22 protein-coding genes and 2 pseudogenes are annotated in these 26,652 nt (G+C 67.0%); 5 read left to right on the top strand and 19 right to left on the bottom strand.

Annotated elements, in window-relative coordinates; translation table 11 throughout:
- Positions 1 to 2: 2 nt before the first annotated feature.
- The 4 genes from hydA to aptA form a co-directional block, all read right to left on the bottom strand.
- Entirely contained in the window at positions 3 to 1,451 is a 1,449-nt protein-coding gene (gene hydA, locus BLQ76_RS14125; protein ID WP_090674428.1) for a dihydropyrimidinase, read from the bottom strand.
- Positions 1,452 to 1,622: 171 nt separating this feature from the next.
- Complete coding sequence (locus tag BLQ76_RS14120; protein WP_090674426.1) at positions 1,623 to 2,030, bottom strand: VOC family protein; 408 nt, start codon at positions 2,028 to 2,030, stop codon at positions 1,623 to 1,625.
- Positions 2,027 to 3,283, bottom strand: a complete 1,257-nt coding sequence (locus BLQ76_RS14115) for a Zn-dependent hydrolase (RefSeq protein ID WP_090674424.1) — start codon at positions 3,281 to 3,283, stop codon at positions 2,027 to 2,029. Before BLQ76_RS14115 ends, BLQ76_RS14120 begins: the two co-directional genes overlap by 4 nt.
- 29 nt (positions 3,284 to 3,312) lie before the next feature.
- The gene (gene aptA / locus BLQ76_RS14110; RefSeq protein WP_090674421.1) at positions 3,313 to 4,641 is read right to left on the bottom strand and encodes an omega-aminotransferase AptA; all 1,329 of its coding nucleotides are present in this window, start codon (positions 4,639 to 4,641) and stop codon (positions 3,313 to 3,315) included.
- A gap of 165 nt (positions 4,642 to 4,806) precedes the next feature.
- On the opposite strand from aptA, the gene rutR reads away from it, so the two are divergent.
- Positions 4,807 to 5,460, top strand: a complete 654-nt coding sequence (gene rutR / locus BLQ76_RS14105) for an HTH-type transcriptional regulator RutR (protein ID WP_090674822.1) — start codon at positions 4,807 to 4,809, stop codon at positions 5,458 to 5,460.
- 10 nt (positions 5,461 to 5,470) lie between these two features.
- Here rutR and BLQ76_RS14100 read toward each other — a convergent pair whose 3' ends face one another.
- The 8 genes and pseudogenes from BLQ76_RS14100 to BLQ76_RS14070 form a co-directional block, all read right to left on the bottom strand.
- Positions 5,471 to 7,924 carry a putative bifunctional diguanylate cyclase/phosphodiesterase gene (locus BLQ76_RS14100; RefSeq protein WP_139184016.1) on the bottom strand — a complete coding sequence of 818 codons (2,454 nt, stop codon included), beginning with the start codon at positions 7,922 to 7,924 and terminating at the stop codon, positions 5,471 to 5,473.
- A gap of 138 nt (positions 7,925 to 8,062) precedes the next feature.
- Positions 8,063 to 9,406, bottom strand: a complete 1,344-nt coding sequence (preA, locus tag BLQ76_RS14095) for an NAD-dependent dihydropyrimidine dehydrogenase subunit PreA (protein ID WP_090674417.1) — start codon at positions 9,404 to 9,406, stop codon at positions 8,063 to 8,065.
- A gap of 15 nt (positions 9,407 to 9,421) precedes the next feature.
- Positions 9,422 to 10,840, bottom strand: coding sequence for an NAD(P)-dependent oxidoreductase (locus BLQ76_RS14090; RefSeq protein WP_090674415.1), 1,419 nt, complete (start codon positions 10,838 to 10,840; stop codon positions 9,422 to 9,424).
- Positions 10,841 to 11,169: 329 nt separating this feature from the next.
- Positions 11,170 to 12,063 carry a TniQ family protein gene (locus BLQ76_RS22680; RefSeq protein ID WP_280140073.1) on the bottom strand — a complete coding sequence of 298 codons (894 nt, stop codon included), beginning with the start codon at positions 12,061 to 12,063 and terminating at the stop codon, positions 11,170 to 11,172.
- 7 nt (positions 12,064 to 12,070) lie between these two features.
- Positions 12,071 to 13,183, bottom strand: a complete 1,113-nt coding sequence (locus BLQ76_RS14080; RefSeq protein ID WP_139184015.1) for an ATP-binding protein — start codon at positions 13,181 to 13,183, stop codon at positions 12,071 to 12,073.
- A gap of 5 nt (positions 13,184 to 13,188) precedes the next feature.
- Positions 13,189 to 15,381: a DDE-type integrase/transposase/recombinase gene (locus tag BLQ76_RS14075; RefSeq protein WP_170842599.1), complete on the bottom strand. Its 2,193-nt coding sequence runs from the start codon at positions 15,379 to 15,381 to the stop codon at positions 13,189 to 13,191.
- Entirely contained in the window at positions 15,378 to 15,980 is a 603-nt protein-coding gene (locus tag BLQ76_RS22135) for a hypothetical protein (protein ID WP_183193188.1), read from the bottom strand. Before BLQ76_RS22135 ends, BLQ76_RS14075 begins: the two co-directional genes overlap by 4 nt.
- Positions 15,981 to 16,365: 385 nt before the next feature.
- Positions 16,366 to 17,135, bottom strand: a pseudogene (locus BLQ76_RS14070) (IS5 family transposase).
- Positions 17,136 to 17,529: 394 nt separating this feature from the next.
- Between BLQ76_RS14070 and BLQ76_RS14065 the strand changes: the two are divergent.
- The gene (locus BLQ76_RS14065) at positions 17,530 to 18,387 is read left to right on the top strand and encodes a hypothetical protein (RefSeq protein ID WP_090674406.1); all 858 of its coding nucleotides are present in this window, start codon (positions 17,530 to 17,532) and stop codon (positions 18,385 to 18,387) included.
- Positions 18,388 to 18,570: 183 nt separating this feature from the next.
- On the opposite strand, the gene BLQ76_RS14060 is transcribed toward BLQ76_RS14065, so the two are convergent.
- Complete coding sequence (locus BLQ76_RS14060; RefSeq protein ID WP_090674404.1) at positions 18,571 to 20,001, bottom strand: IS1182 family transposase; 1,431 nt, start codon at positions 19,999 to 20,001, stop codon at positions 18,571 to 18,573.
- 137 nt (positions 20,002 to 20,138) lie between these two features.
- Between BLQ76_RS14060 and BLQ76_RS14055 the strand changes: the two are divergent.
- Positions 20,139 to 20,288 (top strand): annotated as a pseudogene (locus BLQ76_RS14055) (methionine synthase); the annotation flags it as partial.
- Between the two features lie 73 nt (positions 20,289 to 20,361).
- Here BLQ76_RS14055 and BLQ76_RS14050 read toward each other — a convergent pair.
- The gene (locus BLQ76_RS14050; RefSeq protein ID WP_090674399.1) at positions 20,362 to 20,955 is read right to left on the bottom strand and encodes a HupE/UreJ family protein; all 594 of its coding nucleotides are present in this window, start codon (positions 20,953 to 20,955) and stop codon (positions 20,362 to 20,364) included.
- Positions 20,956 to 21,314: 359 nt separating this feature from the next.
- On the opposite strand from BLQ76_RS14050, the gene BLQ76_RS14045 reads away from it, so the two are divergent.
- Both BLQ76_RS14045 and BLQ76_RS14040 read left to right on the top strand, forming a co-directional pair.
- Positions 21,315 to 22,466: a TDT family transporter gene (locus BLQ76_RS14045; protein WP_090674396.1), complete on the top strand. Its 1,152-nt coding sequence runs from the start codon at positions 21,315 to 21,317 to the stop codon at positions 22,464 to 22,466.
- 138 nt (positions 22,467 to 22,604) lie between these two features.
- Positions 22,605 to 23,264: a DsbA family protein gene (locus BLQ76_RS14040; protein ID WP_090674820.1), complete on the top strand. Its 660-nt coding sequence runs from the start codon at positions 22,605 to 22,607 to the stop codon at positions 23,262 to 23,264.
- 13 nt (positions 23,265 to 23,277) lie between these two features.
- Here BLQ76_RS14040 and BLQ76_RS14035 read toward each other — a convergent pair whose 3' ends face one another.
- From BLQ76_RS14035 to BLQ76_RS14015, 5 genes are read right to left on the bottom strand one after another with little or no spacing between them, the layout of a single operon-like run.
- Complete coding sequence (locus BLQ76_RS14035) at positions 23,278 to 23,934, bottom strand: uracil-DNA glycosylase (protein ID WP_090674393.1); 657 nt, start codon at positions 23,932 to 23,934, stop codon at positions 23,278 to 23,280.
- Positions 23,931 to 24,830: a LysR family transcriptional regulator gene (locus BLQ76_RS14030; protein ID WP_090674391.1), complete on the bottom strand. Its 900-nt coding sequence runs from the start codon at positions 24,828 to 24,830 to the stop codon at positions 23,931 to 23,933. The genes BLQ76_RS14035 and BLQ76_RS14030 overlap by 4 nt, the downstream gene beginning before the upstream one ends.
- Before the next feature lie 10 nt (positions 24,831 to 24,840).
- The gene (locus tag BLQ76_RS14025; protein WP_090674389.1) at positions 24,841 to 25,653 is read right to left on the bottom strand and encodes an anti-sigma factor family protein; all 813 of its coding nucleotides are present in this window, start codon (positions 25,651 to 25,653) and stop codon (positions 24,841 to 24,843) included.
- The gene (locus BLQ76_RS14020) at positions 25,650 to 26,165 is read right to left on the bottom strand and encodes an RNA polymerase sigma factor (protein WP_090674387.1); all 516 of its coding nucleotides are present in this window, start codon (positions 26,163 to 26,165) and stop codon (positions 25,650 to 25,652) included. The genes BLQ76_RS14025 and BLQ76_RS14020 overlap by 4 nt, the downstream gene beginning before the upstream one ends.
- Before the next feature lie 7 nt (positions 26,166 to 26,172).
- The gene (locus BLQ76_RS14015) at positions 26,173 to 26,589 is read right to left on the bottom strand and encodes a nuclear transport factor 2 family protein (protein WP_019998808.1); all 417 of its coding nucleotides are present in this window, start codon (positions 26,587 to 26,589) and stop codon (positions 26,173 to 26,175) included.
- Between the last annotated feature and the right edge of the window lie 63 nt (positions 26,590 to 26,652).

Below are 26,652 nucleotides of genomic sequence, written 5' to 3'. Positions count from 1 at the left end.
CCTCATACGCCCGCCGGAATGCCGGAACGCTCGATACGGCGCGGCGCGGTCAGCTCCTTCCAGGTCGAGAGTGCCTGCGAGACCGGCGCATTGGCCGGGCGCTCGACGAAGCGCCCCTCGCCCGTCCCGGCCATGACCTCACCGTTGCGGTAGGCGACGCGGCCGCGCGACAGGGTCACGGCCGGCAGGCCGGTCAGCTCGAAACCCTCGAAAACGTTGTAGTCGATCGCCGACTTCTGGCTCGCGGCGCGAACCGTCTTGGTGGCGCCGGGGTCCCAGACGACGATATCGCCATCCGCGCCCACCAGAAGCGCGCCCTTGCGCGGGTAGACGTTCAGGATCTTGGCGATGTTGGTGGAGGTCGCGGCGACGAACTCGTTCATCGTCAACCGCCCCGTGCGCACGCCCTTCGTCCACAGCACCGCCATACGGTCCTCGAGGCCGCCCGTGCCGTTCGGGATCTTGGTGAAGTCACCGACGCCCGTGCGCTTTTGTTCGGTCGTGAAGGCGCAGTGGTCGGTCGCAACCACCTGCAGCGAGCCGGCCTGCAGGCCGGCCCAGAGCGAGTCCTGATGCTTCCGGTCACGGAAGGGCGGGCTCATGACGCGCCGTGCCGCATAGTCCCAGTCGGGGTTGCGATACTCGCCCTCGTCCAGCGTCAGGTGCTGGATCAGCGGCTCGCCGAAGACCCGCATGCCCTTCTGCCGGGCACGCCGGATAGCCTCGTGCGACTCCTCGCAGGACACGTGGACGACGTACAGCGGCACGCCGGCCTGGTCGGCGATCATGATCGCCCGGTTCGTCGCCTCGCCTTCCACCTCGGGCGGGCGGGAATAGGCATGCGCCTCGGGACCGTTGTTGCCCTCAGTCAGGAGCTTCTGCTGCAGGAAGGCGACGACATCGCCATTCTCGGCATGGACCAGCGGCAGCGCGCCGATCTCGGCGCAGCGCGAGAACGAGGCGAACATCTCGTCGTCGTTCACCATCAGGGCCCCCTTGTAGGCCATGAAGTGCTTGAACGTGTTGATGCCCTCCGCGACGACGCGGGGCATCTCGGCGAAGACCTGTTCGCCCCACCACGTGATCGCCATGTGGAAGCCGAAGTCGCAGCGCGCCTTGCCGGCCTTCTGGTGCCAGGCTTGGAGCGCGTCGATCAAACCCTGGTTGGGCGCCGGCAGGCAGAAGTCCACCACCATGGTCGTGCCGCCGGCCAGCGCGGCGGCGGTGCCCGTGTCGAAGTCGTCCGAGGAATGCGTGCCCATGAAGGGCATCTCGAGATGGGTATGCGGATCGATGCCGCCCGGCATCACATAGGCGCCCGACGCGTCGATCGTCTCGTCACCGGACAGGTTCGGTCCGATCTCGGCGATCCGCCCGTCCTCGACCCGGATGTCGGCCTTGGTGGTCAGATCGGCGGTGACGAGCGTTCCGCCCTTGATCACGATGCTCATAGGATGACGGCTCTCCGGTTACAAGACGGCGAAACGCGCGCGAGCGCGTCCGCAAGACGAGGCATGCGTGCGCGACGGCGCGTCACCGCACGACCGCGATGGCGGGAAGGCAGGGGGTTCACCGATCGAGCGAGGCGGCCTTGGCCGCGGGGATCGGTGGGCCGCATCGGATCAGCGGTCCGTCCGCTCGACGACGACGCTCGCCGCACTGCGGCGAACGGGGCCGTGCGTCACCGCTTCCACGTTGTTGCCGTCCGGGTCGAGAACGAAGGCGCCGTAGTAGCCGGGATGATAGTCGCGCTCGCCCGGCGGCCCGTTGTCCCGGCCGCCGTGGGCCAGGCCGGCCGCGTGGAAGGCCTGAACCGCGCTCCGATCGCTCGCCTGAAACGCAAGGTGCACGCGCGATACGGGCCCCGACGCCTGCAAGATCGCCAGCTCGTCGCAGAAGAGGTAGCGTCCCTCGCGCTCGATGCGGTGACCAAGCGTTTGCAGGACGGCGGCGTAGAAGCGGCGGCTCGCCTCCAGATCGGCGACGCGCAGCTCGACGTGATCGATCAGCCGGCCCAGATGCTCGGTCACCCCCGCGTCTCCGCGATCTCGGCCGTCTCGACAACGGCCTGCAGCAGGACGTCGGCTCCGGCCTTCGCCCACGGCTTGGTGATCCGCTCGGCCTCGTTGTGCGAGAGGCCACCCTCGCACGGGCAGAAGATCATCGACGTCGGCGCGACGCGGTTGATCCAACAGGCATCATGCCCCGCGCCCGAGACGATATCGCGATGCGAAAGCCCAAGATGCTCCGCCGCCGAGCGGACCGCGGAGATGCAGGTGGCATCGAAGGTGACGGGGTCGAAGTGCCCGACCGGCTCGACGCCGAACTCCAGTTGCAGATCGGCAGCGATCTCCGCGATGCCACGCTCGATCCGCTCGCGCATGGCGTCGAGCACCGTCTTGTCGGGCGATCGGATGTCGATCGTGAAGACCACGCGCCCGGGAATGATGTTGCGCGAGTTCGGATAAACCTCGACGTGACCGATTGCCCCGACCGCATCCGGCTGGTGGGCCATGGCGGTCTCGTGGACGAGTTCGGTGACGCGCGCGAGCCCGAGACCGGCATTGCGACGCTTGGGCATGGGGGTGGAGCCCGTATGGCTCTCGCGGCCGTTGAGCGTCACCTCCAGCCACCAGAGGCCCTGCCCGTGGGTGACGACGCCGATGTCGACGCCCTCGTCTTCGAGGATCGGGCCCTGTTCGATATGCAGCTCGAACATCGCGTGGATCGGCCGTGCGCCGACGCGCTCGTCGCCTTCCCAGCCGATGCGCCGGAGTTCCGAGCCGAAGCTCTTGCCCTCGCGGTCCACCCGCGCCTTGGCCCAGTCCTCCTCGTGAACGCCGGCGAAGACGCCGGAGGCCAGCATGGCGGGAGCGAAGCGCGTGCCCTCCTCGTTGGTCCAGTTCACGAGGACGATCGGCCGCCGCGTCCGGATATCGAGATCGTTCAGCGTGCGCATGACTTCTAGGCCGCCGAGGACGCCGAGCACGCCGTCGTAGCGCCCACCGGTCGGCTGGGTGTCGAGATGCGAGCCCATGTAGACGGGCTCGAGATCGGGCTCCGTTCCTTCTCGCCGGAAGAACATGTTGCCCATCGTGTCGAGCCCCATGGAAAGGCCTGCACGCTCGCACCAGCGCTTCAGAAGGTAGCGTCCCTCGCCGTCCGCATCGGTCAGGGTCTGCCGATTGTTGCCGCCCGCGACCCCGGGGCCGATGGCGGCCATCTCGTCGAGCGTCTGCCAGAGCCGGTCGCCGTCAGTCTGGATGTTCGTGGCCAAGCTCATGCTGTCGGTTGCCCTTCGGCTCGGCAAGTCTACTGGAGGCGGCGCAGGACGGCGCGCAGCGTGTCGACGATCTCGCCGATCTGCGCTTCGGACACGATCAGCGGCGGCGACATAGCGATGATGTCGCCGGTCGTGCGGATCATCAGCCCGTTCTCGAAGGCATCCAGGAAGGCCGCGAAAGCCCGCTTGGTCGGGGCGCCGGCGATGGGCTCGAGCTCGACGCCGCCGATCAAGCCGATCGTGCGGATATCGATGACGTGCGGTTCGCCCTTCAGCGAGTGGAGCGCGTCCGCCCAGACCGGCTCCAGCGCCTGCGCGCGCTCGAACAAGCCCTCCTCCTTGTAGGTGTCGAGCGTGGCAAGGCCGGCGGCCGCAGCGATCGGGCTGCCGGAATAGGTGTAGCCGTGAGCGAACTCGATGAGGTTCTCGCCGCCGCCCATGAAGGCGTCGTAGATTTCGTCGCGCACCAGAACCGCGCCCATCGGAATGACGCCGTTGGTCAGGCCCTTGGCCGTCACCATGATGTCGGGCGTCACGCCGAAATAGTCCGCCGCGAACGGCGTGCCCATGCGGCCGTAGCCCGTGATCACCTCGTCGAAGATGAGAAGGATGCCGTGCTGGTCGCAGATCTCGCGAAGGCGCTGGAGATAACCCTTCGGTGGCGGCAGAACGCCCGTGGAACCCGCCACCGGCTCGACGATCACGGCCGCGATCGTGGACGGGTCGTGGAGCGTCGCGATGCGCAGGAGATCGTCGGCGAGCTCGGCCCCGTGCTCGGTCGCACCCTTCGGGTAGGGGTTGCGCTCGGGGTCGTGCGTGTGTCGCATGTGATCGACGCCGGTGAGCAACGTCCCGAACATCTTCCGGTTGTTGACGATACCGCCGACCGAGATACCGCCGAAGTTGACGCCGTGATAGCCGCGCTCGCGACCGATCAGGCGGAAACGGGACCCCTCACCCCGCACGCGCTGATAGGCGAGCGCGATCTTGAGTGCGGTATCGACCGACTCGGAGCCCGAGTTGGTGAAGAACACGTGGTCGAGGCCGTCGGGCGCAATCGAGACGAGGCGCGCCGCCAGTTCGAACGCCTTGGGATGGCCCATCTGGAAGGCCGGCGCATAGTCGAGCTGTCCGGCCTGCGTGGCGATGGCTTCGGTGATCTTCGGGCGGCAGTGGCCGGCGTTCACGCACCAGAGCCCCGCCGTCGCGTCCAGAAGCTGGCGACCGTCGGCCGTCGTGTAGTGCATGTCCTTGGCGCCCACGAGCAGTCGGGGCGCCTTCTTGAACTGCCGGTTCGCGGTGAACGGCATCCAGAAGGCTTCCAGATTATTGGTCTGGATCGGGGCGTGCTCGTTCATGGCCGCGTCGCTTTCTGTCCCAAGTCGCATCGCTTCCGGCAGGGGCCGGCGCGTTCTTGACTGGCTGGTCAAAAGCGAGGCTATGGGGACATTTGGAACCGGTCAAGACGAGTTGCACGCTTGATCGGCACGATGCGGCAGCGCAACATTTCAGGGCATGCAGCGATGGACGCGACGGTCATCGAGGATGGGGAACGGCCGCCGACGCGCATCCAGCGCGAGAACCGCGAGGTAATCCTGGAAGCGGCTCTGACGGCCTTCTCCGGCCACGGGTTTCGCGGCACGACGATCGACGAGATCGCACGCCGCGCCGGCATGTCGAAGACGAACCTCCTCTATTATTTCCGTCGCAAGGAGGACGTGTATCGCGCGGTTCTGGAGCGCACGCTCGATGAATGGCTCGCCCCGTTGGAGGCCCTGAACTCGGACGGAGACCCGGTCGAGGAACTGCGAAGATACATCACGCTCAAGCTGCGCATGTCGCGGCGCACGCCCGAGGCGTCGCGCCTCTTCGCCAACGAGATCCTGGCCGGCGCGCCGGTGATCCGCTCCGCGCTGGAAACACGCCTGCGCGGCCTCGTGCAGGAAAAGGCAGCCGTGATCCGTGGCTGGGTCGGACAAAGGCGCCTCGCTCCCGTCGATCCCGTCCACCTCATCTTCCTGATCTGGGCGACCACCCAGCACTACGCCGACTTCGCGCCGCAGATCCGCGCCATCCTCGGCGATCAGGTGGATCAGCCGGGCTTCGACGACCAGGCGGCTCAGGCGGTTCTGACGATCGTCCTGAGCGGTATTCGGCCACGAACGGACGCGGGCTGAGCGCCCGACGCTACGCCCGGATCGCGTCGTTGTCGGCGCGCACCACGCCATAGCCGTTGGCGCGGAACCGGGAACGGATCTCCATCAGCATCTTGGGCAGATCGCCGGCAGGTCGGGGGCGGGAGAACAGGTAGCCCTGCATCTCGCGGCACCCCTCTCGCTCCAGCTGTTCCATCTGCTCGACGGTCTCGACGCCTTCCGCCACCACCGTCATGCGCATAGCGGAGCCCAGCCCCATGACGGCGCGCACAATCGCGATGTTCTCGGGCCGGGCCATGTCGCGCACGAATGACTGGTCGATCTTGATCTTGTCGAACGGGAAGCGGCTGAGGTAGCCGAGCGAGGAGTAGCCGGTGCCAAAATCGTCCATCGAGACGACAAGCCCCATCTGGCGCAGGCTCTGCAACGTCTGAAGCACCCCTTCCGCATCGTCGAGGAAGAGGGACTCGGTCACCTCCAGATGAAGCCGGTCCGGGGACAGGCCGCTCGACGACAGGGCGTTGCGCACGTCCGCCAGAAGCGTCGGGCTCTTGAACTGGAGCGGCGACAGGTTGAGCGAGATCGACAGATCGCTCGGCCAACGGGCCGCCTGCCGGCAGCCTTCGCGCAGGACGAACCGGCCGAGCGCGCCGATAATGCCGGCCTCCTCCATGACGGGGATGAACTCCGCCGGAGACACCATGCCGCGCTGCGGATGGGCCCAGCGCGCCAACGCCTCGAAGCCCGAGACGGTCTTGCGGCGGCAATCGACGATGGGCTGGAAGTAAAGCTCGAACTCGTTGCGTGCGAGCGCATCGTGCAGATCGGCAACGAGCCGGCGCCGGGCCTCCATCTCGGCACGAAGCTCCGGCGCGAAGACCTGGAGCTGCGCCGAACCGTCGGCCTTGGCACGATGCAGCGCGACCTCGCAGTCCTGCATCGCGCCATGCGCGTCGAGCGCCTCCGTCCGATCCGCTTCGGCCGCGACCGGCACGACGCCGGCGGCGATGCGCGCGGTCAGGGGACGGCCCGCCACCACGACCGGCTTGTCCTGGAGATCCGAGAGGATCGAGCGCATCAGTCGTTCCGCCGCGGCGGCGTCGGTCTGGCGCGCCAGAGCGATACCGAACTCGTCCGCTCCGAGGCGCGCCACGAAGGCGTCAGGTCCCGCGGCGGCAACAATACGGCGACCGACCTGGCGCAACACCTCGTCGCCCGCGCCATGGCCCAGCGTCGTGTTGATGTTGCGGAAACCCTCGATATCGAGCGCCACGAGCGTAAAGCGATCGCCGCTCGCGATGAGCTGCTCGACCCGGGCGATGAATGCCGGCCGGTTCGGCAGCGAGGTCAGCCCGTCCTCGCCTTCCAGACGCTCGATCGCCTCGCGCGCCGCCTCGCGGTCCGTCACGTCCTCGAAAACCAGGATCTCGTCGCCGGTCCGCGCGGCGCGGTGCCGGAGCAGAAAGACGCTGCGGCCACCAGCGAGCCGTCGCGGCGTCTCGCGACTCGCGGGTTCCGTCAGGAGCGGACCGAGATCGGGATCGGCCGCCAGAAGCGCGGCGGTCGCCCGGCGCGTCACGTGCGGGAACAGGCGATAGAAGGCCTCGTTCGCCGACTGGAGATCGCCGTCGCGGTCGAGCAGGCAGTAGGCCTGCGACATCCGATCGAGCGCGGCATCGAAGCGGCGACGCTGCGCCGCGATCTCGTGTTCGGCCCGTTCCTTCTGGTCCGTGTCGCGCTGTTGCGCCGCATCGGCGCGCTGGACCACCAGCGCCTCCACGAAGGCGACCGCGTTGGACAGGTCCTGCAGCGCGTTCCGGGAGCGACGCTTGGGTTGAGGCTCGTCGCCTCCGACGTCCCGAAGCGTCGAGGCCGCGCGACGGATCGGCCCTGATATGCTCCAGCCGAGGTAGACGATCAGCAGTCCCCCAGCCGCCAGCAAGACGGCCAGGGCGAGCCAGTTCATATCGGCCAACTGGCGACTTTGCGTCGAGGTATCGTCGCGCAGCCGCTGGATGCCGTGCTGCAGCTTCTGGGTCACGTCTTCGAGACCCGACAGCGTTTCCGACAGTTCGCGACGCAGGAAGCGGCGCGTGACGTCGCCTTCGGTGGCCCGGAGGCGCGAGATCGCGAAGTCAAGTTCCTGGAGCCGCTGCGTGAGACTGGGCTCGCCGATCCGTGTGCCCGCCTTGCGCAGGGCTGCGAGCGCGGCCGAAAGGTCGTCGAGAACGCGGGCCTGCATGTCGCCGTCGATCGCGAGCGGTCCGCCCGCATCCTGCGTGTCGACGATCCGGTCCTGCAGACGTTGCACCCGTGCCACCGCCGCATCGACGTCCCGAAGGGGATCGACGCCCGTGTCGAAGACGGATTGCACGGTCTGTCCGAGAACGCCCGCCCCTCGATACATCTGGAACGAGAAGGTCGATGCGATCGCTGCGAGGATGACGCCGCTGGCGATGAGTTTGGCGTTGATGGACAGTCGCACGGCGGGTACCCGATAAGGCTTGCGAGGCGCATGCGAGGGACGGTGATCGCTCCCGTCCACTCGCACCGCACCAATATTGCTCGCGCACCTTATTGTTCCGTTACAATCGCCGACCGGCGAAGCCCGGTTCTCGTCTTGCTATTCCGCCGCGTCGGGAAGACGAACGGGTTCGGGAGCGAACTGCATCGTCTCGCGCCGCATCGGGTTGTTGGGATGGATGGTCCAGTTCGAGTAACCGTCTGGTATCGGCTTGCCGGTTCGGGGGTCGACACCGGCAATACGCTCCATCGTGATGCAGTTCTCGACCGGGCAAACGTTGACGCAAAGATTGCAGCCGACGCATTCCTCGTCGATCACTTCGAAGCGGCGTCGACCGTCTACCATGTTGGTGATGGCCTGGTGGGACGTGTCCTCGCAGGCGATGTGGCAGCGCCCGCACGAGATGCAGAGGTCCTGGTCGATCCGCGCCTTGGTGACGTAGGCGAGATTGAGGTACTGCCAGTCCGTGACGTTGGGCGCCGCCCGGCCGCGGAAGTCCTCGATCGTCCGGTAGCCCTTCTCGTCCATCCACTCCGACAGTCCCGAGGTCATCTCGCGCACGACCTTGAACCCGTAGGTCATGGCGGCCGTGCAGACCTGCACCGTCCCGCAGCCGAGCGCGATGAACTCGGCCGCGTCGCGCCAGGTCGTGATGCCGCCGATGCCCGACATGGGCAGGCCCCAGGTCTCGGGGTCGCGTGCGATCTCCGCCACCATGTTGAGGGCGATCGGCTTCACGGCGGGCCCGCAATAGCCGCCATGGCTGCCCTTGCCGTCGATGGTGGGCGTCGGCGCGAAGTGGTCGAGATCGATCGAGACGATCGAGGAGATGGTGTTGATCAGCGACACGGCATCCGCGCCGCCCCGCTTGGCGGCGCGCGCGGGATAGCGGATGTCGGTGATGTTGGGCGTCAACTTGACGATCACCGGCAGGCGCGAGTGCTGCTTGCACCAGCGTGCGACCATCTCGATGTACTCGGGGACTTGGCCGACGGCCGATCCCATGCCGCGCTCCGACATGCCGTGCGGACAGCCGAAGTTGAGCTCGACGCCGTCCGCCCCCGTCTGGTCCACCATCTTCAGGATGCGCTGCCAGCTGTCCTCCTCGCAGGGCACCATCAGCGAAACGATCATGGCCCGGTCGGGCCAGTTGCGCTTGACCCGCGCGATCTCCTCGAGATTGGTGTCGAGCGAGCGGTCGGTGATGAGCTCGATGTTGTTGAGGCCCAACAGGCGCCGGTCGGGCCCGTGGATCGCGCCGTAGCGGGGGCCGTTGACGTTGACCACCGGGTCACCCTCGCCCAGCGTCTTCCAGACCACGCCGCCCCAGCCCTGCTCGAAGGCGCGCTGGACGTTGTACTCCTTGTCGGTGGGCGGCGCGGAGGCCAGCCAGAACGGGTTGGGCGATCGGATACCGAGGAAGCTCGTCGATAGGTCGGCCATGGATCGGTCTCCGTGTCAGCGCTCGGGGGCGTGAAGAGGGGTCGCGGCGTCGAGGAGGCGTCCGGCCAGGCCCGCGGGAATGGCGGCGGCGCGCAAGGCGGTGTCGATCGACAGGGCCGCGACCTTGCCATCTTCCACCGCGACGACGGTGAGGTCGGAGCCGCCGGTGACGCAGTCGCCGCCCGCCCAGACGCGCGACAGACTCGTACGCCGTTCGCCGTCGACCCGGATCCGGCCGCCATCCAGCGCAAGGCCGTCGGTCTCGTTCGACAGGCCATCCGCGACGAGTTGCTGGCCGATTGCCTTGAACACCTGGTCGGCCTCGATCACCAGGGTCTCGCCGGTGTAGCGGAGCGATCCGCCCTCCTCTCGCGTGCGCTCCAGCTCGATCCCGGTCACGTGGCCGTTCTCGGCCAGGATCCGGCGCGGCGCGAGGTTGCAGCGGATATGGACACCGCGGGTCTGGGCCAGTTCCTGCTCGTAGCGCGAGGCGTTCATCGCGGCGCGCCCGCGCCGGTAGACGAGCGTCACGTCCTCGGCGCCGAGAGCCTTGGCCTGCACGGCCGCGTCCACCGCCGTCATGCCGCCGCCCACCACCACGACGCGTCGCCCGACCGGCAGTTGCGCGAGGTCGACGGTCTGACGCAGATCGGCGATCCACGCGACCGCATCGTGCGACCCGGCGGCGGCCTCGCCTTCGGCGCCGAGCGCGTTGACGCCCGACAGACCGATGCCGAGGAACACCGCGTCGAAGTCGGCTCGCAAGTCCGCCAGATGAATGTCGCGACCGAGGACCTTGCCGGTCTCAAGCCGGATGCCGCCGATGCCGAGCACGAAGTCGACCTCGGCCTGCGCGAAGCCGTTGGTCGCCTTGTAGGCGGCGATACCGTACTCGTTGAGACCGCCGGCCTTGGGCCTGGCATCGAACAGCGTGACGTCGTGTCCGAGCATCGCAAGCCGATGGGCACAGGACAGCCCCGCCGGTCCCGCGCCGACGACGGCCACTCTGCAACCGGTCTCGGGCGCGCGATCGAACGGATGGTCGCCGGTCTCCAGCACCCGGTCCGTCGCGAAGCGCTGCAACATGCCGATCTTCACCGGCTTGCCCTCGGCCGCCTCGCGCACGCAGGCCTCCTCGCACAGCGTCTCGGTCGGGCAGACGCGGGCGCACATGCCGCCCAGGATATTGCTGTCGAGAATCGTGCGGCCCGCTGCCAGGGGCGTACCCGTCTGGATCTGCCGGATGAAGAGAGGCACGTCGATCGAGGTCGGGCAGGCCTGCATGCAGGGGGCATCGAAGCAGAAGTAGCAGCGATCGGCCTCCACCAACGCCTCATGCGCTTCCAGCGGCGGGTGAAGATCGGAGAAGCCGCTCGCGATGTCGGCGGCTTCGAGGCGCCCGTGGGCGATGTCGGGACCAAGCTGCTGCTGCATGAACGCGCCTCCATGGCCCGAAGCGCCGACCGACGCGAAGGGCGGATGATCCTCGCGGTTCGGAGCGATCCCCTGGAGAGCGGATCGTCTTGAACCGTTCCAGATGAGAATGATCCCAGAAACCGGGACGCGTCAAATTATTTTACCAACTGGTCAAATCCGTTGGATGCTAGGCCTCATGGCGGCATTGTCCTGTGTGCGTCGTCATGGAACCCTGACTCTTAACCGGGGGGTGTCTGACTCGATCGTCGCGAAAGTCTGACTCTGCGTTCGGAGGCAAAAAGAAGGGGCGCCACGTGCGCCCCTTCTTTTCGATCTGGTGACGTCTGTCAGGCGCGCTTCGAGCGCGACGATCTGCCAGCGACGTTCATTTGGACGTTCCGTCGCATGAGATCCAGCAGGTGGGTTCGCGCCGAACTGGCCGGAAGATCGCGAGCGAAGGTGTGCACTTCCCCGAATCGACTCATCGCGCCCGGCCGTTCGCCGCGGCGCGCTGCGATCCCAGCGATATGCCGCACGATCTCCGTCTCACCACCGCTCAAGGCTTCAAAGGCAGTGTTCCTCCGAGCGATCGGGTTCGATGAGGGCTGCGTGCCGGTGTCGGCAAAGACGCCGACCGCCCGGAGAGCGTCCGACAGCGGCAGATCGTCGAGGACACTCGAGCGGATGGGATCGGCGAAGCCCAACCGCCCGACGATGTAGCGATCGACGATCGAGGTGACCCGTTCGGTCGTCCTATCGCGATAGGAACCCCCGCACGGGCAGGTGCCGACGCTGCCGTGAGACCAGTCCGCAGGCCGACCACAACCGCATGTCGACGCCAGGAGACGGCGATGAACGTGACAGGTCATGATGTCCGTCACTCCCCACCAAACCCGGCTCCACATCACGGGTCGACTGAGGTCGCTTCGGTTCCGCATCACGTCGTCCCTGAAACACGACGGGCAGAAGCGACGGACCGTCGACGACCACTGGTAACGGTGGAGCTGCTGACCGGCGATCTGGACGCCGCTCCGTCGCCCTACCGCACTCTCCCGCCAGAGACCCCGTGGATCGCAGCGACCGATCCGCGCAAGCCTCGCGAACCCGGTGCCGGTCGACAGGTCCCCTCGCCGCAACCCTGCCTCGCCCATGAAACGACGAACGGACCCGAACCCATGCGTCTCCGTCAGTCGGAGGGTATAGGACGATGCGTCCTCGCCCGTGTTCCTCGACGTCGGAATCCACTGGTCAGATCTGGGCCTCGAGCCGCTGAGGGGACGATCTCTTGCCCTTAAGCTTCGTCTCGCGACTGTTGTCCGCGGCGACGATCCGCATGGCGAGGGAATGGTCGGTGCAGAGGAAGGGGTTCTTCTCGTCGCCAATATCATCCGTGCTCGCTCCGTAGAGGTCGTCATAGGCTTCCGCTAGGTCGCCGAGGGTGATGTGATCGCCGCCTGCGTCACTGGCGACCTCCAGAGCGTTCTTGAGGAGTTCGGCTACCTTTCCCAGGTATCCGCCGCTCGCCAGGTGGAAGCGGGGGGCGGCTTCGGCGAGATCGAAGTCGACGGCCGTTCCGAGCTTCTCGATCAGGATCTTGACGTGGGTCGCGATGGCGGCGTTTCCGACGTCGCCAGCGACGACGGGTCGGATCTCGATCTTCTTCGTCCGGCGATTGAGCTGACCGTTGCCTCGAAGGAACGGTAGGGACTCCGGCATTCCGGCGAGGATCAGGTAGACCTTCCAGTCCTTCATCTGCATCACGCGCTTGAAGGTCTCGGCGACCTTGCGATGCTCGATGACGCTCTTCGCCAACAGGACATGGTTCAGCTCGTCGATCATCAGGTACTTCACCTTCTGCGCGGCGAGCTGCGCACGCACCCGGTTCCATATCTCGTGTTCCTGGATATGCGAACGAAGATCGACGCCGGTCAGTTCTCTGTAGATCGTCGTGCCGAGCGTCTTCAGCGTGCAGGGAGCCGGCGCATCGACGCGTACCAACGTTCGAACGATGCCCATGTCGGTCTCGATCGGGACGAACGTCGGGGCGTTCTCCACGCGATCCAACACGTGCGATTTCCCCGATCCGGTCGGTCCACATAGCAGGATGGCCCGGCCTTCGCGTTCGGAGGCCTTCGCTCGCTTCCGCATCCTACGGAACGCCTCGGCGAACGTAAGCCAGGTCGCGTCATCGACGTGCGCTTCATCGATACCGGAGGTATCCAACTCGTCCCCTGCGGAATCGTCGAAGTCATCGTCGTCATCGTCTTCAACAGCCTCCTCCAACTCCCTCGAAACGATCTGCACGGTCTGTGCTTCTGGAAGGGGAATTGGAGCGGGGGATACGGCTTCATGCTTGGCCATGACGATCACTTCCAGTTCTTCGGGTCATTGGGGTCGATTCGCGGCCGCCGCCCGCCTGCGGCGGATGCCTTGGCCGGCGGAGCGACCTCGGTGGGACGCGGTGCCGGGAACAGGTGATGCAATTCGGAGGTACCGGTCTCGCCCGGCGGTGCCGGTACGACCTCGGTCGGGAGTGCGGTGCGTGCGCGATTGTCGGAACGGCGCCGGTCCGCCTTCGTAAGGCGACGACGACCGGCGCTGTCGGCGACGCGCACGATCGGACGGTCGATGTTCGTCCGGAACCACTGGACGTCGACATCGGTCGGGCGCGACGCAGCCCGGACGCCCTTCTCGCGGCCGATCTCCATCAGGATGCGACGGGCGTCCAGCAGGTTGGACACGGTGACCCGCGACCCGCCTTCCGCGAGCGCCTTGGCCTCGTCCAGGATCTCCTTGTACTGACGGATGTCCAGACCGTCCGTCAGATCGGGATCCACCGACGGGACCTTCAGCCAGCGGCTGCCGTCCTCGTCCAGGACGCTGATCTCCGACAGGTCGAACGGGTCGGCCTTCACCGTCCACTTGCGCTTGGCCTTGCCGGGAGCACGGCGGAGGAGCTGAAGCTCCTTGGATTGGTAGACGAGGCCCAGATACTCGACGCCGATCGAGCGGATCGAGCGATCGAGCACCAGTCCCATGAACGCCGTCAGGTCGGAGACGTCGGGCGTCACGCGGACGCCGTAGGCGGACAGGTCCTTCCAGCGCTGCGCCGGCGACGCCAGCGCCAGACCGCGATGCGGCTTGTTGTGATAGTAGTCCACCGTCCAGATCAGGAACGCCTGCGTCAGCTCGTGCAGCGACAGGCGCGCCGCCGCCGCGGCGTCGTAGTCGCCCCGTTCCTTGACGTTGGCGAAGGTCCGCCCCGGCAGGAAGGCGAGGAAGTTGCGGGCGATCTCGCCGAAGTAGCGCTCGACCTTTCCCTTGAGGTGCGGACGACGCGACGGGGTGTAGCGAAGCTCGAAGCCGAGTTGGCCGGCCGCCGCCTTCAGCGAGTTCGACTGGAAGTCCTTGCCGTTGTCGACCACCAGGACCTCGGGAAGACCGAACACCGACCATTCCGACCGGAAGTCGTAGCGCTCGTGCTTCCAGCGGACGAGCACCTCCTCCTTCGGCAGGGCGCCCATGTGCAGGCACGCCATGACCGAACTCCAGGACGGCGCCTCGAAGCCAAGGTGGAAGCCGTAGAGCATGCGCGTGGTCGCGCAGATCGCGGCGGTCAGCCACGGACGCGAGACGCCGGTCGACGACGTCGGGTCGATTACCATGATGTCCAGCAGGGTGTGGTCGACCTGGACGATCTGCAGCGGGCGGACCGATTGAGGGGCGCGACGGACACCACGGAACCGGCGCTCCGCCTCCTTGCGTCCGAGTCGGGCCAGGACCGCGTCGTACTCGTCGACGTTCTGGTCCACCCAGCGTGCGACGGTCGACAGGCTCGGCACGGGGATCGGCGTCGCCGGCTTCCCGCCGACCGACCCGAGGCTCGCGTTGAACAGATCGATCTCGGCGACGATGCTCTCGTGCACGACGGTCAGCGGCGGCTTCGTCGAGGTCAGCCACTCGTCCCGCACGTGACGCTCGATGACCGCGATGGCGGTGGCGTCGATCGAGGGCGTCTGGCAGCCCTTCATGTAGTCCAGGGGAACGAGCGCGTTCACGGAGCGTCCGGCATCGCGCCAGCGCCAGTGCCAACCCCTGATGGTCGATGCACCGAACTGCTCGAGCGGCAGCGTGCGGCGACGACAGCCGGCGACCGACGCGGCGCCGGCCCGGCGGAGCCAGGCCGCGACGCGCCCGATCCTCGCATACCCTTCAAGCGTCCTCGGAACGCGCTTCTCTCCGAGCATCCGCTCGCACAGGTTCACGTAGTCCAGACGCTGCATCGCGGCGGCGCGGCCCTTCGGCGAGAAGCAGTCCAGTGGCTTCTCCAGCGCGGCCTTGAGGCCATCGGGCAGCCTGGAGGCGGCCCCACGCTCGACGATCAGTCGCCGTTCGAAGTAGGCCTTCCTCAGTTCCGCCTGGCTTCGCACGAAGCGCTCGCGCTCCGCGTCGGTGCTGACGAACTCGACCTCGTCGACGCCGTCGCGCCGGACCTCAAGACGGCGCCCGTCCAGGACCACGATGTCGGTCTTACCGAAGCGCAGACGGGGCGCGCTCAAGAACGGACCTCCAGGCGGACGACCGAACGATCGTCGATCGGGCGATGCGGCTCCTCGAGACGGAAGACGTCCCTGGCGAGCGAGCGGACGACGGCCCAGAAGGCGTCGCGTCCGAGACCCGACGCATCGCGGAGATCGCCGAGCGTCGCCCGGCCCCCGAGACCACGAAGGGCCGAGACGATCGATACGGAGAAGGGCATCGGTTCGCGGTTCAGGCGACCGACGTTGCGCAGTTCGGCGTTGTAGAGCGGGATCGGATCCCTGATCTCGCGATCCGTCCAAATCTCGAACCTGGCGAAGCGACCGCTCCCGATGGCGTAGCGTTCGATCTGCTCGTAGTGGAGTAGCAGGTCGTGCTTGAGGATCCGGTCGAGCGGCTTCACCTCCACGCACGTCCGGAGATCGTCGCGACGCAGCACGTCGAAGTCGGGATAGTAACGGCGCGTGACGCCGTCCCGGTCGATCCAGACCACCGGCTCCGAACGATCGGCATAGGAGACGACATCGTGGTCGTCCTCCAGGAGTTGGATGAAGTCCCGTTCCAGCAGGCTCTCGTAGGCCACCACGCGGAAGTCGTTGCCCTCCTTGGCGGACGGCACGTACCCGGTGAACGTATGACGTCGTCCACTGACAACATTGCGGCCTAGGGATGGAAACGAGGATCTGACGGGCCTGACTGCGGACATGGAGCCTCCTTTCGCCGGCCTGCATTGGGGACGGTCGTCGGTTAAGGTTTCGCCGCTCGGTTGCGCCCGACGCCTGGTCGAATGAAGTCATGATGACCGAGCCGTTTCCAGGCACAGTCATCATGACGTCAGAGGACGGGTCAGATCACGACGCTGGTCGCGTAAGCGACTGGCGTATCGTCATGACAATGGTCGGGCTCTCGGCTCTGGTTGGGAACCGACAACCAAGCGCGGAACCGACCGTTCCGCTACAGTCAAGTAGTTTATCAGTTATCCACAGGCTTCATACTAGGGTCTGTCATCGCTTGATCCAATCGTGGACTGCCGCGAGGCAGAGGACGCCTAGGAAGCTTGCAGCGGTCTTCCCGTAACGGGTGGCCACGGCACGCCATTCCTTAAGCCGCGCCCACAGTCGTTCGACCCGATTGCGGTTGTTGTAGATCCAGTCCGGGCAGGCGACAGGCGCCTCGTGGCGAAGCGGCGGGATCGCCGGCCGGGCGCCCATGTCCCGGACGTGCTAGCGGAACGCATGACTGGTATAGCCGCGATCGGCGACCACCCATTTCGGAACGCCGGTCAGCCGATCCAAAAGCGGGACGGCGTGCGGCAGTTCGTGGGCCTGTCCCGGCGCGATGCGGAAGGCGATGGCACCGCCCGCACCGTCTGCGATCACGCAGGCCTTCGTTCCATACCCGCAGCGAAAGCGGCCAAGCGCTTCACGATGGTCTCGCTGGGCTTGAGATCCCCCCTTCGCGCGGCACCCGCTGCCTCTTGGTGCGCCCGCACGTTGGTCCCGTCCAGAAATACCATGCCGAGCCGCACGCCGCGCTCCTGAACAAGGCCGAGCAACCGCTCCCAAACACCAGCGCGGGCCCAGCGCATGAACACCTGCGCCGCTCGCCACCAAGGTCCAAGGTCGGCTGGGATGGCTCGCCACTTCGCTGCGTTCTGGTGCCGCCAGAGAATCGCGCTCAGCGTCCGGCGCAGATCCTGCGGCGGTGTCTTGCCGATCGGTCGGCACGCCTCAACCAACGGCTCCAGCACCGCCCATTGCTCGTCGCTTAGCATCACGTCTCCTCCTCCGAAGACGCAAACAACCGCCACGCTCAGACGTGGCGGACGACACGCCCCCTGAGACTCTGCCACCATTGACATCGGCGGGTTGAGCCGAGCGACGACACGACCCTGCTACTCGTCGGGCTTCGACGACATGGTCCTGGGACTCATGTTGCGAGTCCTTCATCGAGCGGATCTGCCGAGTCGCGGAGGCGAGGCTACGCTGACTGCCCGCGGACGGACAACTCCATCCCCATGCATCCTCGAAGACCGTCCGAGTCCGCGCGGGAGCCCGGACGCGGAACCTCTAAGTCCCTAGGTTGCGGGCTGGGTGACTGCCGATGTCGCGTTTTCCGTATCGGGCGACCCCAAGTGAAGGGCTTCAGGCATTCAGGAGGACCGACGGATGGGACAGGCAAAGGCCAAGCGGGCGCTCGGGTTTACGGACGCGGACGTCAGGCGCTGGGAGGCAGACGACTGCGTCAACTTCGCCATCGCGCTCGCCCGCCGGACCGAATGGCTTCTCCACGTCGATTGGCTGACCCCGAACGGCCGCAAAGAGCGGGAGGCCGGGGACGAAGCGGAGATGGTGCCGCTTCGGGTCTACGTCGGCGACGACTCCTCGACCGTCTTCGACGCGCGCGGCATCACCTCCATCTGGGAGTTCTCCCCGAAGACCGTCGCACGGCTGGCCAAGGAGAGGTCGCAGCCGACCTGGCGACAGCCGGGCGTCACCACAAGGACCTACGCCGAGGACCGCCTGTGGTCATTGCCGCTGCGCCGCGCTCCGGACATCGCGGAGATCGACCACGCGACAAAGGTCATCGATGCGCACCCGACGTTCCCGCAACGGATCCCACCACGGGCGACCCCGACCTTCCCGGCCAAGTTCGCCGCGAACTATCAGTGGGGCTTCTGCGCGATGTTCGCCGAGGCATTCGAAGACCTTACCGGGGAAGCCGCCACCGCGTTCTGCATCGACGAAATGGACGACGGATGGGCGAGCGGCGAAGTTGGTGCCGGCGGGTATGTCCACAGCTTCGTCCCCCACGCCGACGGAACCGCGACGGACTCGTGGGGTCGCCAGAGCACGGCCCGCATCGCGGAGCGGTTCGGCGCGCTCCGGTGGCACGAGGACCGCGAACTCCACCTGAGGGTCGTCGCCCGACTGCGCGGTAACAGCCCCGAACGCTATGCCGAGCGTTACGAGGCAGCCAGGGAGATGCTGGTTGCCCATGGGTTCGGTGCCGCCTCCAAGCCTTAACTTCCGCCAGGGGGCGCGATGCTGCTTGCCGCCCATCACTCCGGCATTCAGTAGCAAAGAGGACAAGTCGAGTTCGCTCTTCGCCTGATGCGCATGGGAGCGCGAATGGCTGCCTTGGGTGGAGGCTGTGTGGAAACGGGTCAGAGCTGAGACTGACGGTGAGGTTGCAAAGCCGATCCGCGTTTACCCCCGGATAGCGGCTATGAGCTTTGGTGCTCCGAGCAGGGCGATGGCTCGTTTGATGTTGTAGGCGAGGACATGGAGGCTCATCTCCGTGCCGACGTTCGGCAGCCTTCGCGTCTTGAAGTGGCTGCGTCCCATCCAGTCCTTGATGGTGCCGAAGACGTGTTCGACGGTTCGCCGCCGGATGCGCATGGCATCCGGCATGCGGTCCAGGCGATCCTGCATGGCTTCCACCACATGCTCGTGCTCCCACCGCGTCACGCGCCGTTCGTTGCCGGTGGTGCAACCCGGCTTCAGCGCGCATGATCGGCAGTTGCGCGACCAGTAGCGGTTCAGGACAAGGCCGTTCTCGATGGTGGTCGTGCGCTTGGGCAAGGTCTCGCCGGCGGGGCACCGATAGGTGTCGCTGGCCCCATCGTAGAGGAAGTCCGGCTTGCCGAACCGCCCCTCGGCTTTGGCACCCGAGGTCAGGGGCCTCGGGCAGATAGGCGTGATGTTTGCTTCTTGGCAGGCCAGGATCTCGGCCCCGGAGAAGGTGCCCCGATCGGCCAGGACCGTCAGATGTTCGGTGCCGATCGCGTCTTTCGCCCGCTGGCCCATGTTGGCGAGCTGGGTCCGGTCATGGCCGAGGTTGGTGACCTCGTGCGCTACGACGATATGGCTCTCGGCATCGACGGCAGCTTGGACGTTGAAGCCGACGAGGCCTGTGCCCTTGCCGTGCGTGGCCATCGCCCGCGCATCCGGATCGGTCAGCGAGATCTGACGATCGGGCGCCGTCTCGACCGCTTTGGCCATAGCCTGGAGTTCACGCATCTGCCGACGAAGCGCCTCGATCCGCTCGTTCAGGCGCGTCGTGCGCATCTCGGCGACGTCTGCCTCCTGCCGATCAGCGGTGTCGAGCTTGTCGAGATAGCGCTCGATGCTCGCCTCGACCTGCGCCAGTCGGAGGCGGATCGCACCGGGCGTATAGTTCTTGTCGCGCGTGTTCACGGCCTTGAACCGGCTGCCGTCCACCGCCACCGTGCCGCCTGCGATCAGACCGATCTCCCGGCACAGGACGACGAACTGCTTGCACGTGGCGCGGACCGCTTCGCCGTTGTCGCGGCGAAAGTCCGCGATCGTCTTGAAGTCGGGAGCGAGTTTGCCCGTCAGCCACATGACCTCGACGTTGCGGCCCGCCTCGCGTTCCAGGCGCCGGCTCGACTGCACCTGGTTTATGTAACCGTAGAGGTAGAGCTTCAGGAGCGTTGCCGGATGATAGCCGGGCCGACCCGTCGCGGCCGCACCTTCAAAACCGAGCGCTCCAAGGTCCAGTTCATCGACAAAGGCATCGATCACCCGGACCGGGTTCTCCGCGTCGACATAGTCGTCGACGCAATCCGCCAGAAGAAGCGTTTGACGTCGCTCGCAGCCTTCGATGAAACGGCCCACCCAACCCCTCCAGCGCTACCAAAAAGGTAGCACAAGACGCGGTTTCCACACAGCCTCGGTGGTTTCCTGCCGGTCCGCTTCGGAGCGCCATCTGAGATAAGCTGACATTGGGGATAAGGACACATGGCGCATTGATCCTGCGCATGGCGCTCCGGTTCGTGGACGCCGGCAAGTTCTACCCCGCCACCAACTGCGGGATGGCGCCTCTCTCGCGCGACTTGGCGAGAGGTAAGCTGAAGGCATTAGGTGCGGGCGCCGCGATCGTCCGGGAGGAGCTTGCGCGCTGAAGTCGACTAGCCTTCCTCAAGACAGGAAGGCCGGGCACCGGGCGAGTTCACCGCCCGGTGCCATGTCCGGAGATCAGAGCCAGCCAGCGAGGACGCCGACGCCGCCCAGCGCGAAGACGGCACCTGCGGCGCGGGCGACGGTCCGCCCGTAGCGGCCGATCAGCGAGGCGGCCCCGAACGCCAGCGCGATGCCCGCGGCGTGCAGGAGGGCTGTCGCCGCGATGAATCCGGCGGCGTAGGTCAGACCGCCCGCCGTCTCGGGCATCTCGGCCCCGTGGGCGTGGCCGTGGAAGACGGCGAACACCCCCACCAGCGCCATGGCGGCGCCGACGGGCATCGGACGGCCGAGGGCGGCGGCCCCGCCGATCACGACGCTGGAGAGGGCGATGCCGAGTTCGACAAACGGCACGTCGACCTGGGCTACCCCGAGCGCGAAGCCGACGACCATCATGCCGACGAAGGCTGCCGGGACGAGCCAGAGCGCGCGGCCGCTGAGAACGTAAGCGAACACGCCGACCGCGACCATCGCCAGAATGTGGTCGAGCCCGCCGATCGGGTGCTCGAAGCCGTGGAGGAAGCCGGCCGTGTCGCCGATCCCGGTATGGGCGAAGGCGACGGTCGGCAGGAGGGCGGCCGCAAGGGCAAGAAGGGGAAGCGCTCTGCGCATGGTGGGCTCCTTTAGGGGGACATGGCGTCCGGGAGGAATCGGTCGCGCGGACGGCAGGTCCCCGGCTGCGGCGTCGGTCCGTCGCCGACTTGCCACTTTCAGCCTTCGTCCGGACTGCGCACCATTCGCGTGCCGCATGCTTGCCATCACGGCGGCGTGAGGGCAACGGGGCCGGAACGGCCCGACCGGACGCTCCGTCGTGATGTCCCCATGACGCGGCACTACGCTTTGATGCCTCGCCTTCGCCTCCGATCGGCAACCGATCCATCGGGTCCACCGATCGGTTTGAACGGAACTTCGCGTTGGATCGCCGCTATCCCTGGGGGCATCTTTCCCGGAACCGGAAAGGCTTGCCACCCATGACCTTCGAACAGATGCGTGCCGTCTCCCTCGGCCTTCACCCCCTATCGCGCCTCGACAGTCCGCGCGAAGTCGTCCGCCAGTTCACCCCGAACTGGTTCGCCGCCACGATGGGCACGGGCATCCTCGCCATCGCGCTCGCCCAGTTCGGAACGACGGTCCCGGTCCTCCATGCGGTCGGGGAAGGCCTGTGGATGCTGAACATGGCGCTCTTCGCGCTGTTCACCGGGCTCTACGCCGCTCGCTGGATCTTCTTCTTCGACGGTGCCAAGCGCATCTTCGGCCATTCCGTCGTGTCGATGTTCTTCGGCTGCATCCCGATGGGGCTCGCCACCATCATCAACGGCTTCCTCCTGTTCGGCCTGCCGCGCTTCGGACCCGCCGCGATCGGCATTGCCGAGACGCTGTGGTGGATCGACGTCGCGATGGCCGCGGCCTGCGGGATCGCAATCCCCTACATGATGTTCACGCGCCAGAGCCATTCGATCGACCAGATGACGGCGGTGTGGCTCCTGCCGATGGTGGCGGCCGAGGTCGCCGCCGTGTCAGGCGGTCTGCTGGCGCCTCACCTTGCCGACCCGCAGAGCCAGCTCCTCGTTCTCACGCTGTCCTACGCGCTCTGGGCGCTCTCGGTGCCGATCGCGATGAGCGTTCTCGTCGTGCTCGTCCTGAGGCTCGCCGTCCACAAGCTGCCGCACGCCTCCATGGCCTCGTCAAGCTGGCTGGCGCTCGGGCCCATCGGCACCGGCGCGCTCGGCCTGATGACGCTGGGCGGGGCGGCCCCCGCGATCCTCGCCGCCAACGGGTTGGAGCGCTTCGGCCCGACGATGGAGGGTGTCGGTCTTCTCGGCGGACTGCTCTTGTGGGGCTACGGCTTGTGGTGGCTCGCGATCGCTGCGCTGGTGACGGTCCGCTACCTGCGTGAAGGCCTGCCGTTCAATCTTGGTTGGTGGGGCTATACCTTCCCGATCGGTGTCTACGCCGTGACGACGCTGAAGCTAGGCACGATCCTGCCCATCCCCGCGATCCACGGCTTCGGCGTGGCGCTGGTCGCGCTCCTTGCCGTGGTCTGGCTGATCGTGGCGGTACGGACGGTTCGGGGCGCTTGGCGCGGCGATCTCTTCATCGCTCCCTGCCTCAAGACCAACTGATCCGTCGGCCGGCTGACGCCGTCGTGATCCCCATTCGCCAGCACGGACGGGAATACAGCGATGCCGACGAGCGTCATCGTCCCGAGACCGGGTACACACCTGTCCCGGTCGATGTTCCCCAACACGCAAGGCCCCCGCATGACCCTATCGCACAGCTCGTCGCATCTCGATCGACGCCGCCTTCTGATCGGATCCGCCCTTGCCGGGTTGGGAGCGGTTCTACCCGGTTCCGTCCTGGCCAACGACGAAAGTCCGGTCGACCCTGCGGCGGTGCAGGCCTCAGGAGACTTGCCGGAGCTTGCCTATGGCGACCCCAGCGCTCCGGTGACGGTGGTCGAGTACACGTCGCTGACTTGCGGCTTCTGTGCCGAGTTCCACGTCGGCGTTCTGCCCGAGTTCAAGCGAACCCACATCGACACCGGCCGCGCCCGTCTGGTGCTGCGCGAGTTCCCACTCGACCCGCGTTCGCTCGCCGGGTTCATGCTGGCACGATGCCTGAACGGCGAGGCGACGCTCGCGATGATCGACGTCCTGTTCCGCCAGCAGAAGACGTGGGCTCGGGCGGAGAACGCCTCCGCAGCGCTTCTCGGCATTGCTCAGCTTTCGGGAATGGACCGCGACGCCTTCGCTTCATGCCTTTCGAACAAGGAGCTACAGGCTCAGGTCGTCGAGGTCCAGGAGCGTGGGCGTCGCGAGTTCGGGGTCAGCGGCACGCCGACCTTCTTCGTCGGCGGCCAGCGTCAGGTCGGCATGATCGCCGCCGCCGATCTTGGTGCCCTGGTGGACGCGCAGACATGAGCGGCCACCGCCCTCACGATGCGTCCCGACCGAACTCGGCGACCCCGGCGCGGAACTGAGCGGCGCCGCCTTGAGCGGGATGGCGAACGTAGGTGATCGGCACGTCATACCCAGCAGCCGCGCCTTCCGCCACACGCCCGATCGCGAGGATGCGCCGTGGCTGGATCGCTGCGATGAGGAGCGTCAGTGCCTCGCGGTGGCAGGTAATCTCGAACCGCGTCGGCGTTCGGTTGCGCAACGGGGTTCCGACCCGGTGCGGATGATGCATGACGGCGTTCCAGAACAGGGGCAACCGGGCCGGCAGCGCGCTCCAGATCTGTCGCGACGTGCCGGACGGCCGTGTGGCGAGAGCGTCAACCGTCGCGATCCCGAACGGTGCGATGGCAAGGCGTGAGGAGAGGTCGGCCAAGTAACCTTCGCCCGAGAAGGGCACGCCGGTGCGGCGGGCTCCGAACCTCGAAGGCGCTTCACCCAGCCAGAGGTCGATCTCGTCGCGGTCCGTGAAGGCCCGGAGATAGCGACCGAGGTTGCCGCGTCGGATCGCGGGTGCATCCGAACCGTCAACCGCGGGGTCCGTATCGGCGTAGGGGTTGAACAGCGTCGGCGTTCCCGCCAGCGCGGCGAGATGCAGGACGAGGTCATCAAGCCGCGCCCCGGGTTCGCGTGTCACGCGCTCGGGCCCGGATCGCCGTCGTGAACCTCGTGCAGGAACGCAGACGCCGCTCGGCCGAGGCTTCGATCCTTCATCTCCACCGCGTGGAAGCCGCGCGACGGCAGGGGAAAGCCGATCTCGACCAGCGCGCCGGATGCGAGTCCCGGCTGGGCCACCGCCAGCGGCAGGACGCCCACGACGCCGCCGACTTCGATGGCCGCTCGTACGGCCTCGTTGGACGGAAGCTCTAGCTCGACAGACAACGTGGTGGGATCGATGCCGCCAACGCGCAGCGCGTCCTCCAGGATGTTGCGTGTGCCGGAACCGGGCTCGCGCATGATCCAAGTCGCCCGCGCCAGGTCGGAGACGCGTTGAAGGCCTGCCTCGGTCGAACCATGATCGGAGGAGGCGACGAGAATGAGCCGGTCGTGTGCGACGCGGGTCAAGCGCAGACGGGGATCGCCCAACTCGTCCTCGACGAAGCCGAGATCGACGTCTCCCGCGGCCACCGCCTCGCCCGCCTGCCGCGTGTTGGCGATGCGCAGGGACAGGGTAACGCCGGGATGGCGTTCCCGGAAGCGTCGCATGTGCGAGGGAAGCCAATGGTTGGCGACCGTCTGGCTGGCCACCAACGCGACATGGCCACGTCGCAGGTTCGTCAGATCGTCGAGCGCGCACGCCGCCTCCGCCGCCCGTGCCAGGACGGCGCGGGCCTCGGGGAGGAACAACCGTCCGGCCTCGGTCAGTTCGATGCCGCGCCCGACCCGGTCGAAGAGCCGGACGCCGTGCCGGGTCTCCAGCGCGGCCAGCGCCGAACTCGTGGCCGACTGCGTGAGATTCAAGGCCCTTGCAGCCTCGGTCACGTGGCTCCGTTCGGCGACCGCGACGAAGATGCGGAGCTGGTCAAGCGTCACGGGTCGTCCCTCAGAGTTGGTTCGCAGGCTTGGGCTCCGGTTGCCGCTCCAGTTCGTCGTAGACGAGCCGGGCGACCGGCATCAACGCCTCGCGGGACGTTCCTGCCGTCACCACGTAGCCAAGGCCCCGGTCGCGCCAGAGGAAGGCCGAGACGCCGTCCTCCTCCAGGAACTGGAAGGACGTCTCCTCGGTCTCGTCCGTCTTGACGTAGAGGGTCAGTCGCGACCCTGCGTCGTCGTCGTACATGAGCATGGCGGCCGGACCGGAACCACCCGGCAGGAGGCGGCCTCCCATCAGGCGGTAGCCGAGCGGAGTGAGGTCCGGGGCGGTGATCGGCGTGCGCAGCCGCTTCGACAGCCAGCCCACCAGATGGGCTTCCTCGTCCGCCCGCACCTCGACGGGGTGGACCACTTCCACCACAAAGGTGCGGTAGGCCGCCATCGCGTCCTCCGCTATGCGGGCGATACGGACGGGGGCAGGATCTGACGTCACCAGGAGGCCGTTCGCCATCCAGCCCCCCAGTCCGCCGACGGCGATCCAAGCGCAGACGGCGGCAACCGACCGCACGTTCGACCAACGCCGGCGTCGCACACCGGCACGGATGCTGGAGATGCGAAGGCGGGCTGGAATGGGCTCCGCAGCCTTGGAGCCGAGACGATCGCGCAACTCGCCGAGCAGCATCCGGTCCCGCTCCAGGTCGCCTGCGATGGCAGGGTGCTCCTCCAGGTAGCGCCGCACCGCCTCTAGGCGGTCGGGGCCGAGGCGTCCGTCGAGATAGGCCTGGAGATCGTCCTCGCCGACGGGAAGGTCGATACGGTTCATTTGACCCTCCTGAGGTTCGGCCTTGCGCCCTGGTCGAGATAGGCGCGCAGGCGCTCCCGGGCACGAGACAGCCGCGACATCACGGTTCCGGTCGGCAGGCCCACGATCTTCGCGGTCTCCTCGTAGCTGAGATCCTCGACGCCGACGAGAAGGAGGACCGTGCGGTGTTCCTCGCTCAAAGCCTCCAGGCCGCTCAGAACGTCGCGGAACTCGGCCCGCTCCATCTGACCGCCATCGACGCCGGGCGGCTCGGTCATGTCGTCGAGCCCGACGTGCTCTCCGCGACGGCGGCCTTGGCGCAGGGCCGATAGATGGAGGTTGCGCAGGATGGCATAGAGCCAGGCGCGCAGGTCGCCGTCGGAGCGGCGCAGGTGCCAGCGCCCGACCGCCCGCTCCAGGCAGTCCTGGACGAGATCGTCGGCGGCAGCGCTGTCCCGCACCAAGGCATAGGCATAGCGCCTCAGCCCCGGGATCATGGGTTCCACCAGCCGTGCGATCTCGTCCTCGCTCATGCCGGGTTTACTTCGCGAGCGCCGGGTCGACCTGCCAGATCTCGTCGGTCAGCTTGCCCTCGCGGAACAGCATGACGTAGCGCACCGGGATCTTGTCCTTACCCGCGAACACGACGTTGGCGGTGACCGTCGCGCCCTTCGGGTTCATCGCCTCCGAGACGTCCATCACGTTCGCGGTCAGGTTCGGCTGGGCCTTTGCGAACTTCTCCCAGACGGCCTTGATCTCAGCGCCCTCGTAGGTGCCGTCGAGCGGGCCGCCCACCCAATGAAGGACGGCGCCATCGCTGTAGGCTCCGGCGACGGCTGCGGTGTCCCCCTTGGCGATTGAGGCGATGCGGGCCTGCGCCATGTCGGCGGCGGGGCCGGCGTGGGCAATGGTTGTCGTGAATGCGGCGATGGCTGCGGCGGTGAGAAGGGTCTTCATGATTGCTCGTCCTCGGCGTTGAAGGGTCCTGACCATGCCGAGACGCCGCCGACGATCCCTTAT

Source organism: Aureimonas jatrophae (genome assembly GCF_900104035.1).
In the GTDB taxonomy this organism is placed as follows: Bacteria; Pseudomonadota; Alphaproteobacteria; order Rhizobiales; family Rhizobiaceae; genus Aureimonas; species Aureimonas jatrophae.
The sequence above is the reverse complement of the archived record's forward strand: the minus strand, read 5'-3'. Positions and strand labels throughout refer to the sequence as shown.